The 12719-nt window shown below is 44.2% G+C and carries 12 protein-coding genes and 1 tRNA gene; 5 read left to right on the top strand and 8 right to left on the bottom strand.

What is annotated here, in order from left to right; genetic code table 11:
• Positions 1–35: 35 nt before the first annotated feature.
• Entirely contained in the window at positions 36–1550 is a 1515-nt protein-coding gene (gene putP / locus OE749_RS10630; RefSeq protein ID WP_263712438.1) for a sodium/proline symporter PutP, read from the bottom strand.
• Positions 1550–1717, bottom strand: coding sequence for a hypothetical protein (locus OE749_RS10625; protein ID WP_263712437.1), 168 nt, complete (start codon positions 1715–1717; stop codon positions 1550–1552). Before OE749_RS10625 ends, putP begins: the two co-directional genes overlap by 1 nt.
• A gap of 372 nt (positions 1718–2089) precedes the next feature.
• Here OE749_RS10625 and OE749_RS10620 point away from each other — a divergent pair, with 372 nt between their 5' ends.
• Positions 2090–2584, top strand: coding sequence for a MarR family winged helix-turn-helix transcriptional regulator (locus tag OE749_RS10620; RefSeq protein WP_263712436.1), 495 nt, complete (start codon positions 2090–2092; stop codon positions 2582–2584).
• 16 nt (positions 2585–2600) lie between these two features.
• Here the strand turns inward: OE749_RS10620 and OE749_RS10615 are convergent, their stop codons facing one another.
• Positions 2601–3221 (bottom strand): DUF502 domain-containing protein, encoded by a 621-nt coding sequence (locus OE749_RS10615; RefSeq protein WP_263712435.1) that lies wholly within the window; start codon positions 3219–3221, stop codon positions 2601–2603.
• A gap of 288 nt (positions 3222–3509) precedes the next feature.
• Between OE749_RS10615 and OE749_RS10610 the strand changes: the two genes are divergently transcribed.
• The 3 genes from OE749_RS10610 to OE749_RS10600 all read left to right on the top strand — a co-directional run bounded on the left by OE749_RS10610 (position 3510) and on the right by OE749_RS10600 (position 6690).
• The gene (locus tag OE749_RS10610; RefSeq protein ID WP_263712434.1) at positions 3510–3908 is read left to right on the top strand and encodes a hypothetical protein; all 399 of its coding nucleotides are present in this window, start codon (positions 3510–3512) and stop codon (positions 3906–3908) included.
• Positions 3901–4353: a DUF2177 family protein gene (locus tag OE749_RS10605; RefSeq protein ID WP_263712433.1), complete on the top strand. Its 453-nt coding sequence runs from the start codon at positions 3901–3903 to the stop codon at positions 4351–4353. Before OE749_RS10610 ends, OE749_RS10605 begins: the two co-directional genes overlap by 8 nt.
• 207 nt (positions 4354–4560) lie before the next feature.
• On the top strand, positions 4561–6690 hold the full coding sequence (locus OE749_RS10600; protein WP_263712432.1) for a membrane dipeptidase: 2130 nt from the start codon (positions 4561–4563) through the stop codon (positions 6688–6690).
• A gap of 177 nt (positions 6691–6867) precedes the next feature.
• Here the strand turns inward: OE749_RS10600 and OE749_RS10595 are convergent, their stop codons facing one another.
• The 5 genes from OE749_RS10595 to apbC form a co-directional block, all read right to left on the bottom strand.
• A complete protein-coding gene (locus OE749_RS10595) occupies positions 6868–7302 on the bottom strand; it encodes a PIN domain-containing protein (RefSeq protein WP_263712431.1) in 435 nt (144 codons plus the stop codon).
• Complete coding sequence (locus tag OE749_RS10590; RefSeq protein WP_263712430.1) at positions 7299–7520, bottom strand: AbrB/MazE/SpoVT family DNA-binding domain-containing protein; 222 nt, start codon at positions 7518–7520, stop codon at positions 7299–7301. Before OE749_RS10590 ends, OE749_RS10595 begins: the two co-directional genes overlap by 4 nt.
• A gap of 1079 nt (positions 7521–8599) precedes the next feature.
• Positions 8600–8676 (bottom strand) — tRNA-Pro (locus OE749_RS10585).
• Positions 8677–8855: 179 nt separating this feature from the next.
• On the bottom strand, positions 8856–9452 hold the full coding sequence (gene dcd / locus OE749_RS10580; protein ID WP_263712429.1) for a dCTP deaminase: 597 nt from the start codon (positions 9450–9452) through the stop codon (positions 8856–8858).
• A 68-nt stretch (positions 9453–9520) separates the two neighbouring features.
• Positions 9521–10552, bottom strand: a complete 1032-nt coding sequence (gene apbC, locus OE749_RS10575) for an iron-sulfur cluster carrier protein ApbC (RefSeq protein ID WP_404828173.1) — start codon at positions 10550–10552, stop codon at positions 9521–9523.
• A 137-nt stretch (positions 10553–10689) separates the two neighbouring features.
• Between apbC and metG the strand changes: the two genes are divergently transcribed.
• A complete protein-coding gene (metG, locus tag OE749_RS10570; protein WP_263712427.1) occupies positions 10690–12717 on the top strand; it encodes a methionine--tRNA ligase in 2028 nt (675 codons plus the stop codon).
• Positions 12718–12719: the final 2 nt, after the last annotated feature.

The following is a 12719-nucleotide window of genomic DNA, read 5'->3' as shown; positions in this document are numbered from 1 at the left end:
CGGTCTGCTCAGGCGTTTACGCTAAATAGTTGGCTCTAAGTCGCGGGCTGCTGTTTTAGCTCAGCCAATACCTTGTCTGTTCTCTCAAACTGCGCAACCACTTTGCCTTCAGGCTCTTCATCCATCGCACTCATCATCCAAATCACGATGCTGCTCACGATGAACCCTGGCACTATTTCATAAAGTACACTGCTGAGCGTTTCGCCGCCCGCCAATACTGGCGCATAAATCCAAAAGAGTACGGTTAATGCACCCGACACAATACCTGCCAAGGCAGCTTTGTGTGTTAAATCCTGTTTATACAAACTGAACAGCACTAATGGCCCAAACGCTGCGCCAAACCCTGCCCATGCATTACTCACCAGTGACAACACGCTGTTAGAGCGGTCGAGAGCCAGTAGCAACGCTACCGTTGCTACACCTGCCACCCCGATTCTGCCTATCGTGACTTTTTGTTTGCTACCGACAGCTGCTCGCTTTTCGCTTCGCTTGCCGCTTGATAACAAATCTTCCGTTAATGAACTCGCACTAACCAATAACTGCGACGAAATCGTGCTCATAATGGCGGCAAGAATGGCAGCCAACAGAAACCCACTAATCAACGGATGGAACAAGATTTGAGAAAACACAATAAAAATCGTTTCAGGATCATTCAACGCAATACCAAACTTTTGAACATACCCAACGCCCACCAAGCCCGTGGCTAAAGCGCCAATAATCGTCACCACCATCCAGCTCATACCGATATTACGTGCCGTCGACACATCATTAACCGACCGAATAGCCATAAAACGAACAATAATGTGGGGCTGGCCAAAGTAGCCTAATCCCCATGCCAGACTAGATATCAGCCCCATCACGGTTAACCCCGATAATGCTTCATGCATACTCGGAATTGATTCTTTGGCAAAATAGGTAAGCTCACTGGCACTTTCAAACTGAGTAAAGGCCACGACTGGCACAAGGATCAGCGCAACAAACATGATGCACCCTTGCACGAAATCCGTCAGACTGACGGCTAGAAATCCACCTAATAAGGTGTACATCACAACAATCGCGACGGTTATCACAGCACCCCATTCGTATTGAACATTAAATGCAGACTCAAATAACTTGCCACCAGCCACAAGACCCGCAGACGTATAAAGGGTGAAAAACAACACAATAATGGCAGCAGACACCATTCTGACCTGCTTGTTTGCATGACCAAAGCGTTTGGAAAAGAACTCAGGAAGCGTTAAAGAATCATCTGCTACCTGCGTGTATACCCGCAACCGCGGTGCAACCACCAGATAATTCATCAATGCACCAATAAGTAAGCCTAACGCGATGAACATGGTGTCAAACCCCATAACAAACATAGCACCGGGCAGCCCCATCAACATCCAGCCACTCATATCAGACGCTCCCGCAGATAACGCAGTCACCTGAGGGCTCACTTGCCTGCCGCCCAAAATATACCCTGACATATCATCGGTAGATTTTCGGTATGCAAACAAGCCAATCGCCAACATGACGATAAAGTACATCGCCAACGACACGTAACTCATTACGCCTCCCTGACTTGTGCAGATGCTCCTACTTTCGCTGGCCTGCGCGCAGGCGTGGTGGAAACCGATTGGCGCTGAGTCATGCCATAGGCTTTTAGCAACAACCACAAACAGACTTTTTCTTTCGTTATTTTGATTACATCGTGCAACGTATTGCTGAGTTTCATCTCTCTACTAAACCTTTTTCACTTCGCTGATGCGTTTTGTGGAGTACCGCACAAAATACCAGCCAAACTATTAATTTCTTCTCTATTAATTCGTACTCTAATTATATTATGGTCACAATATCACCAAACAATCAAGTGTGAATCAGGTTTTGAACGTATACTCTAAGATACAAGGGTGCTAACCCGATAATTTTCTGTTAACAATTTCTCGTCACGTTTCATTGAATTAACCGAATTCGCTTATTCATTGGTGCAGATTATGTGCATATTAGTTTGAGTTCGATGCGAGATGACTAATTGAAGGATAATTTTCATTGATTCACACAACACATTTGATAGAGTTCGAACAAATAAGAAAAGTGACATATGACCATGGAAAAGTATGATGAATTGTTGGTTTCCCTGAGACGGGTGATCAGAGCAATCGACCTCTACTCAAAAAAGCTCAGTAAAGAAACAGGTCTAACTAGCCCTCAGCTTATTGTATTGCAGGAAATTGCCGCGCAAGACGGCATAATGGTGAAACAAGTCGCGGAAAACATTAACCTCAGCTCCGCAACCGTAACCAGCATTTTAGATCGATTAGAAACGAAAAATCTTGTGAGCCGCCTTCGCTCAAGTGTAGATAAGCGTAAAGTGGGCATCCATCTTACAGAACAAGGCAAGCTCGTATTAGCCGAAGCGCCCAAACCACTTCAAGAACACTTTATCCATCGGTTTGAGAAGCTAGAAGAATGGGAACAGACTCAATTAGTGGCTACGATGCAGCGTATCGCAAAAATGATGGATGCAGACGAAATAGACGCAGCCCCTATGCTTGAAGTAGGCATGCTACAGACCACGCCACCGTCTAAATCTGGTGGCTAATCACCGTACTTTGATTCTATTTATTTTTATGAGCTTGTGCCTCTGGCTGTAGAGGCGTAAGCGCAGCTTCATCGGTGGCGCGCGTCCCGCCAGTCAAAGATATCCGCATCGCCGTTTCTACATCTATATTTAACGGCGTTAATCGCGATTTATCGATATACACGGTGTACCCACCAATTTGATAACTCAACGGGATATACACACCAACCTTATCTTGATCGTTAAACAGAGATTGGGCTCCTTCCTGACTGGTTATGAAGCCAATTAGATGTGTATCTGGGTTGATTTCTACAGACACCACCGACTGCATTCGCTGCTCCTTGCCAATACTAATCAGATTCACTGCGTCTTTCAGCGTGCCATACAAGGTTTTTACAACAGGAATTTTCTCAAATACCCCTTCCCACCACGTTAGCATAATCTTGAAAATGTAGGCATTAACTAATAATCCCATTATCACCATCGCGAATAATGCGATAAGTAGTCCTAAACCTGGAAAATACCAGCGATAAGGTATAAAAGGAGTAAGTAGAGACTCAATGCTGCCAAATATCCAAACAAGTAAGTAAATCGTGACAGTGATAGGTACTATTGCTAATAGCCCCTGTAACACCAAAATTACAACCTTTCTCATCATCGATGATGTCCTACATTCCTAAAACCCTAACCTTAGAGAGTTTTACCGTGAAATGCACGGCTTTACCCAGATTGATTCACCACAACACCCATCTCATCGGATGAGATTCTGCAAAATATGCCTACGTTACGTAAATTTTACCCACGAGATATCAATCATCTCGCTTGTCCTCAAAACGAAAAACACACTTTCTATTGGTAATTCAAAAAGTTAGAGAAATACTATCAAGTTGGTATTAATCCTGCGACCCAGTTAACTAAATACCATTTTCGCAAAGAGGAATAGATTGTGAGATCGCTATTTATTATCTTCGTAATAGGATTATGCACAACTTCGGCGCTAGCCTTCGTGAGTGCCGAGCAAGACGTCGATGATACTGTAACCGTAAAACCCAATACGCTAGTACTGTTAGAAAACAGACTGTCAGAAGTGGATCAAACTCGAAATGATCGTAACAGTCGCCTCAGAATTGAGCGCATTCAACATTATTTAGACGCTGCACGTCAGAGTTGGAACGCAGGCTGGAATACCAGAGCAAAGGATTTTGCAGAGCGCGGTCTCAGGTTGCTTGAACTGCAATTAAGCCACCAGCAAGAAGATGTTGCATTTATATTTCGGTACACCCGTATTCCACAGTCCCCCATCGACTTAATGGCAGCACCATTGCGAGCGCAAGCGTATGTGTAAATTCAGAGTGTGGGTAGCAGTATACTCAGGAATTATTGGCAGTTACTTAATTGCCGATGGTATTTGGCTGGGGCTCATTGCCAAGTCGTCTTATCAGGAAGCGATGGCCTCGATGATGCGTGAAAACCCACCTATTTGGCCTTGGGTCACCTTCTACCTTGTTTACAGTTTTGTGATTCAATACCTGGTAGTTATGCCAGGGTTGCGAGACAGTCTTAGCGATTCCCCCGATTCTAAAAGCAGTACAGCATGGGTTAACATCGGGTTATCTGGTGCATTATTGGGTTTGGGCGCGTATGGCGCATATAACCTGACCAATTATGCGCTCATTGCCGATTGGCCCCTTTCTATCACTATCAAAGATTGGACGTGGGGCACGTGTGTCTCTGCGATCAGTGCACTGAGTGGTTGGTATGTAGGGCGCAAACTTATCGCTTCCTATTAGCCCATGTCAGTGGTTTATCAGCGGGTTCGTACTGCATTTAGCTTGAATGTCTATCGCCTAAGCTCAGAACACAACCCGCAACAAACCGATTATTTTCACTGAATGTACGCAAGCATACTCAATTCACCGCATCAAAGTGGTGCATTTCTCATTTCTGGTCTAATTTTTTACCCTGAGAACACTCAATCAACACAAGGAAACCCTCCGATGATCTCACGACTCTCTGCCTTGTTGCTGTGTACACAGGCGACATTACTCTCAGGAATAACGCTCTCTGCAAATGCAAATGAACAAGACGTATTTGCACTGGCACAAGGTTGCTATGCGATTAAATCACCCGATACGGGCAAATATCTACAGCGCGTTAACGTTGGAGGCCCAGTGCGAGATGGGCTAAGTTACAAATTTAGCACCCAATCAGACATGCAAGCGGCACAATTTTACTTCAAACCCACTGATTTTTCTCACTACATGGTGACAGACCAAGACGGACGTTATTTAGGTTCACACATTCCCTATCAGGTGTCTGCGGGTAAGTCACCAGGGCCGTATAACGAATGGAAAATCACAGCGCATGCGGGCAGCAACGGCAAAGAGTTCAGCTTTTTCAATCATATTATGAATTTAGATTTACGCCATAAAAAATGGGACGGCGGATTGATTTTCATTAATCTTTTACCCCCGTTTTTTGCCAACACAGAGACACGATTTGAACTAGTGCCCAAATCAGACTGCGCGCCTTACCCTGAAGCAGAACTTAATTTGGCAGACACAGGTTTACCCGATAATCATCCGCAAGTTGGTGAAGAAGTCACTGGCTTTGTTGATGCGCATACGCATATTACGTCATATGAATTTATGGGCGGAAAATTCATGCACGGCAGTCCTTTTCATCGTTATGGCATTACCAAAGCCTTAGATGACAGCCAAGATATTCATGGTCCAAGTGGCGCGCTGGATATCATTGGGAATATCATGGGCTATGGTGATGTTAACCACCGATACGACACCCGTGGTTACCCTGATTTTCCTTTCTGGCCGAACCATCGCCAAATCTCGCACCAACAAAGTTACTACAAGTGGATTGAGCGAGCGCACAAAGCAGGCTTGCGCGTACTGGTTAGTCACTTGGTCGAAAACGAAGTACTGTGCAATGCACAAAAAACCGTTAACCCAGCCAGTTGGATTAATCCGAATAGTTGCGTGACCACAGACAGCGTAGCATTGCAGATTCGTCGTATGAATGAAATGCAGAACTACATTGATGCCCAACAAGGCGGTCCCGGTCAAGGTTTTTTCCGCATCGTTAAAAGCAGTGCCGAAGCTCGCCAAGTCATTAGTGAAGGCAAGCTGGCCGTTATCATGGGAATGGAAGTGTCGGAGTCTTTTGACTGCGGCGAAAAAGACACAGGGTGCACACAAGCGTCGATTAATCAGCAATTAGATGAATATTACGATGCCGGCATACGCGTATTTTTCCCCATTCACCGCTTTGACAATCGCTTTGGCGGTGCGAAGATTGAAGATGGTTTCTTAAACCTCGGGCAAGCGCTGTCAACCGGAAACTTCTTCGACACTCAGCGATGTGGATATGGCGTAGAAGGCGCAAACATGACGAATGGCTTCCCGCTTATTGGTCAGGTTCCGGTACTTAGTAGCATTTTGCAAAGTTTGGGATTACAGCCCGACTATGATCAAAGTCATAAACACTGCAATGCTGACGGCTTATCTGAGCTTGGCGCATTTTTGATCAATCGTATGATGGACAAAAACATCATGATTGAAATTGATCATATGTCACCCGACACCACCAACGCCGTTCTTGAAATCGCAGAACAACGCAACTATTCGGGATTAATCACCAGCCATAGCCACACCCCGCTAGGTGAAAATGGCAGCATGACGGGGCTGCAAGACCGTATGGCAGCCTTAGGCGGCTTTATGGCAGTAATGAATAGAAGCGTAAAATCACTCAGCAACCGTATTGACGCCTATTTGGAACTAGCCAACAAATACCCCTATTATGTTGGCGTGGGCTTTTCAACCGACGTAAACGGAATTGCCAGACAAGCTGCCCCCAGAGCCGATAATGCCAATGATGGTGTTCAATATCCATTTACCTCTTTTGATGGTAAATACGTATTCGATCGTCAACGCACTGGCAACCGCGTATTCGATTATAACACCGAAGGCGTGGCCCACTATGGCATGCTAGCAGAGCACATTGAAGACTTGAAAAATGTGGGTACTCACAGCACATACACCTCCGTTATGCGCTCAGCGGAAGCCTACTTACAAATGTGGGAACGTACAGAGCAAAATCAATCAGGAAACTAAGTAGTACCACGCACCAAGCAGGCACAGCCGTTGTCTGCTTGGTTGTGTTTCATTTTGTGATTCTGTCCAAAATACCTCATGCTTGTTAGCACTGATTAGCTAACTTCGATTGTTCTAAAAGAGGCTTATCTCCCAACTCAATAACAACATTTAAATCCATTAGTTCACATTTCTATTTTAAGGTTGCTCAGTACCGTCTATTTCTAACGCTGCTTTGTCAAACGTGTAAATAGTTGATACTTCATCTTTATTTAACTGACCATGCCGTTTTGCTTTGTTAACTATTAACGCATCGGGAAAGTCTGCTTGCTTTGTCTTGCCACCTAATTTAATAGGTTTGGCATTGGTAAAATCTTTTAAAGCACCCCATACCGCCTGACCATCTTCAAACGTCAAATTTGGCTCAGCAAAAAGTGCGTGAACAACATCAATAATCTGCTCTTTGCTTAGGTTGTAACGCTTGCCTTTTAGTGTCCAGATCGTTTCTGTTAATACAACATCAGTTACCAGAACAGGTTGAGTGCCTAAAATCAATTTAGCCGCTTTATTGGCTTGCTTTTCATCGTCTTGCAACAAGTAGCGAAGCAATACATTTGTATCAATCGCTATCATTTATCTAGCATACTCTCTAGTGATTCTTGTTCGCTTACATCCGTGTTAGTAGCTATTCCTTTGAGTAAGCCTTTTGCTGCGCCAGATTGTTTCTTAACAATTGAAATTACACCTTGTCTATCAACAAAGCTTTCAACATCATCACCTGCATTAATATGCGCTATCATACATTGCTCGATAGGTAGTGTTATTTGCCTTTTTGCACTTACTTTAGCCATAAGAACCTCTTTACCATTTACTTGCAAGTAAAGAATATCACATCTTTACTATAACTCAACAAGTAAAGATTCGATGTTTTATATGTATTTTTTATATCCAAGGTGAGGAACTGTTTTATATAGGTTTTTCAACGCATCGGTCAATCGTTGTGGATCAGGTATTATGTAAACATCTGTCATATCATCGCTTACGTGGCCTATAGCCAATTGCTATGAACATTTCTTTAAGCCATGATGCTTTTACACCAGCCTGAGCATTATCATCTACTGCCACTTTAGTCCCGAAAGGAACAAGAGCCTCACCACCTAAACAAGCCTATATGCTTTTCAGATTTGGAAGATTTTGCTCACATATAGCTATGTTTCCTATCTCTAATCAGTGCTTGTTTGTATAAACGAAACCTTTGTCGCAATCTCTACTGGTTTAAGTTCTTCGCGGATCTCCGCTAATATCACTTTTGCTGCTATCAAGAGCTCGGGTGTAATGTCAATATCCGGTCGAAAACTCTTGCTTAACAGCTCTATCTTTCCAATGAGTATTTGTCGTTCTAAATGTATGTCTGTGCCTCTTTGCTATTAATTAAGCACCGTAGTATGCACTATAAATTCCTGCAAAAATGCTGGTATTTTTCATGCGTTATCTCTTTAACGACATCTCATTTGGTTTTACTTAGTAGCTCTTTAGTTGCAATTCCCCTAGTGTCATAGACACAAAAGCAGAAAAGCAAACTCAAGTTTCGAGTAAGTATATTAGTCGGCAGTTCAGTAAAGTAAGAGACGAAATTGAGGCGTGTAAGGATCTTAATAAAGAAGAAAGACCCACCTTCCATGAGATACGAGCTTTATCAGCAAAATTGTTTAAAGACTCTGGAATAGGCCCGTCTGGACGAATGGCGCATAAAGATGAAAAAACAACGAAGATTTACACTGAAAATCACGTGCAATGGACGCGTGTTGAAGCCGCAGAATTGGCGATTTTGTAATACTGTATAAGGGGACGGAAATGGGACGGAAATGGGACGCTTTATTTTGGCAAATTTGTCAGGGTTGCATAAATGCATGATTTATAAGGGATTAAATGGTCGGTGTGAGAGGATTTGAACCTCCGACCCCTGACACCCCATGACAGTGCGCTACCAAGCTGCGCTACACACCGACCGAAGAGCGATAAAGTCTACTTATTTTTGACCTTAATGCAATGGCCTTTTGAGGTTAATTTTCGTAAACCCGTCTGTTTGCTGTTTTTACATACAAAAAGAGCGACTTTTGGCCGCTCTTTTTGTTTTACCGAATCACAGTTGGTTTCGTTGCAACCCGTTGTCGTCTTTTGTTCAGCTACATTTTTCGCTCTTCGTCAGCACTTATACGGCTGGCGACAGCGCTGCTCTGATCTTTGTATTTGGCATCTACGCGAGCGTTATAAGGTTTTTCTGCGCGATCTGACAGCATTTCGAAGCTGATCGCACCAATTTTCATTTTTGGTTTAAGTGCCAATGGCAATTTACCGCTATTGAAAAACTCCAGCACAATGTTGCCATGCCAACCCGGATCGATACGATGCGCAGTCACGTGTACCATTAACCCCAACCGCGCTAACGATGAGCGACCATCGAGCCAGCCGACAATGTTGTCGGGCAATGTGACGGATTCATGGGTGACCGCAAGCGCAAGCTCTCCCGGGTGAAGAAAGAATGCCTTGTCATCAGGCAGTTCAATTTCGTCACTCATTACCGAGTTTAATGCTTCTTGCACTTGCTCTCGAGGACCACTTAAATCAATAAATGGCGCGGCATGATCTTGAAACACACGGAATGTGTTACCAAGACGAACATCAACGGTTACGCCGCTGATTTGGGAATAGTCAGGCTGTGGACTGATAGTAATACGTCCATCCTGAAGATATTGATAAATATCCTTATCACATAAGCGCATGATTTGGGCTCTTTTTGAAATTCTAATAGGAAGGCTGACGCAAATTATGAAAGCGAAGCCTTCTTTGTTCAATGTTTTTCTACAATAGGAATGCGATTATCGTTATCTTTGTCCCCTAGCATGGCTAAATTTAACGACAAGCGTCGTGCGATTCGACGATATTCAACACTAATGGCAGCGTCTTTTTCACGCACCAACAATGGCTTACCCGCATCAGCATGTTGACGAATTTGTGTATCAAGCGGCAATGCACCCAACAATTGCGTGTCATATTTGTTCGCTAAACTCTCACCACCACCATTGTCGAATATGTGTTCTTGATGACCACACTGCCCGCATTGATAAAAACTCATATTCTCTATTAACCCAAGCACAGGCACGTCTACTTTTTCAAACATAGCGATGCCTTTTACAGCATCTGCCAATGCTAGGTTTTGTGGCGTTGTGACCACAATCGCTCCAGTTACTGGCATTGCCTGCGATAAGGTCAATTGAATATCACCTGTTCCTGGCGGCATGTCTACAATGAGGTAGTCCAATTCTCCCCAACGGGTTTCATTTAGCAGCTGCTGAAACGCGCGACTGGCCATTGGCCCTCGCCATACTGTGGCATTTTCAGACGGCACCAAGTATCCAATTGAGTTAGCGTACACGCCTTCAACGTTAACAGGAAACATATGTTTACCGTCGTCACTTTCTAAGTGAGAGTCTGGATTGCCCAGCATAACTGGTACAGAAGGGCCATAAATGTCAGCGTCTAGAATTCCAACTTTTGCGCCTTCTTGCATCAGCGCATACGCCAGATTGACACTGGTAGCCGATTTGCCGACGCCGCCCTTACCCGACGCCACTGCAATAATGTTTTTTATACCTGGCACTCGTGGTTTAAGCGCCTTTTTTGCTTCGATTTCGGTGGTGAATTGCACATTATCTGCTGTTATACCAAGGGCATTCAATGCCTCACGTAACCCTGACCACTTGCTTTCACAAGCAAACGGAAACGCCACTATCACGTCGCCTTTGTTGACGGATATCCAACCACTGACATCGGCAGTGTCTAATGCAAAAAAGTCAGCCACGCCCTGCGTTAATTTGTCCATATCGATAGACGGCGCTTTTTTAAAACCTGAAAAATTAAAAAATCCCATCAAACTCCCCTATTTTGCAGATGCAATGTACGCGTATTTTCGATACTATTTGCGTCCTTTTTTAAACTACAAAGACTAGCAAAGTACACATGTCAAATACGCCACGTAAAATTCTTGTTACAAGCGCACTTCCCTATGCGAACGGTTCGATTCACTTGGGTCATCTTCTTGAACATATCCAAACTGATATCTGGGCAAGATTTCAACGAATGCGTGGCCACGAATGTTACAGCGTCTGTGCAGACGATGCCCACGGCACGCCAGTTATGTTGAAAGCTCAGGAGCTTGGTATTACTCCAGAGGAAATGGTGGCGCAAACGCGCGCTGAGCACCATCAAGATCTGCAAGACTTTTACATCGAATACGATAATTACTACGTCACTCACTCTGAAGAAAACAAGCAGCTGTGTGAAGATATCTACACCAAGCTAGATAATGCGGGTTATATCAGTAAACGTACTATCAGCCAACTGTACGACCCTGAAAAACAGATGTTTTTACCCGACCGTTTTGTAAAGGGAACTTGCCCAAGCTGCGGTGCAGAGGATCAAAATGGTGATAGCTGTGATGTGTGTAGCGCTACCTACAGCCCGACAGAGATGAAAAATCCACGCTCTGTTGTGTCGGGCGCAACGCCAGTTCTGAAAGATTCGGAGCATTTCTTCTTTGATTTACCCAAGTTCGAAGAGATGCTAAAAAATTGGTTGGTGAGCGGTGCGCTTCAAGAAGAAATCGCTAACAAATTAAAAGAATGGTTCGAAGAAGGGTTGCAACAGTGGGATATTAGCCGCGATGCGCCGTATTTTGGTTTCGAAATCCCAGGTGCGCCTAACAAGTTCTTCTATGTTTGGGTTGATGCACCAGTGGGTTACATGGCGAGCTTTAAGCACTACTGTGACCAGCATAATCTCGATTTCGACGCATTCTGGAAAGCCGACTCTGATGCAGAGCTGTACCATTTTATCGGTAAAGACATCACTTATTTCCATTGTTTGTTCTGGCCTGCCATGCTTGAAGGCGCGGGTCTGCGCAAACCAACTGGTGTCAACGTACACGGCTTTGTAACCGTTAATGGTGCGAAGATGTCGAAGTCACGTGGAACCTTTATTAAGGGACGTACTTATCTGGATCACCTCAATCCAGAATACTTGCGCTATTACTTCGCGTCTAAACTCAGCGATGGCGTCACCGATATTGACTTAAATTTTGAAGACTTTGCGCAAAAAGTGAATTCAGATTTGGTGGGTAAAGTGGTCAACATTGCGAGCCGCTGCGCCAGCTTTGTCACAAAACGATTCGATGCCACCCTATCATCAAATATTATTGATGAGACCTTATTAAATGAATTTAAACAGGCTGCTGAGGGCATAGCTGAGTCTTATGAAAAGCGTCAATATAACCGCGCTATTCGCGACATCATGACGTTAGCAGACAAAGCGAATCAGTTTATTGATGCACAAGCGCCTTGGGTTACCATCAAAGAAGAAGGCAAAGAAACCCTCACTCACGATGTGTGCTCGTTAGGGATTAACCTGTTTAGAATTCTTGTGATTTATCTCAAGCCTGTATTGCCAAAATTGGCAGAGCAAGCGGAAGCATTCTTGAATGATTCTCTTACATGGGAAGGCGCACAAGCTCCACTGCTAAATCATGAGATTAATAAATTTAAAGCGCTAATGCAGCGCGTAGATATGGATAAAGTAAACGCCATGGTTGAAGATTCAAAAGAAAGCCTTGAAACCAAGCCTGCTATCGATCCGAATAGCCCGTTGGCAAAAGATCCAATTGCAGATACCATTACATTCGACGACTTCGCCAAAGTCGACTTACGTATCGCCAAAATTGCTAAAGCAGAACATGTAGAAGGCGCAGACAAACTACTGCGTTTACAACTTGATTTAGGCGGCGAAACAAAGCAAGTTTTCGCGGGCATTAAATCTGCCTACCAACCTGAAGATATTGAAGGTAAGTTAACGGTGATGGTTGCAAACCTAGCACCGCGTAAAATGCGCTTCGGCCTGTCTGAAGGTATGGTATTAGCCGCAGGACCAGGCGGTTCTGATTTATGGATTCTTGAACCTCATGAAGGCGCACAGCCTGGAATGAAGGTCAAATAAAC

The sequence above is a fragment of the Fluctibacter corallii genome (assembly GCF_025751585.1).
Classification (GTDB): Bacteria; Pseudomonadota; Gammaproteobacteria; order Enterobacterales; family Alteromonadaceae; genus Fluctibacter_A; species Fluctibacter_A corallii.
Note: the sequence above shows the minus strand (reverse complement) of the source record. Positions and strands in the feature narration are given on the sequence as shown.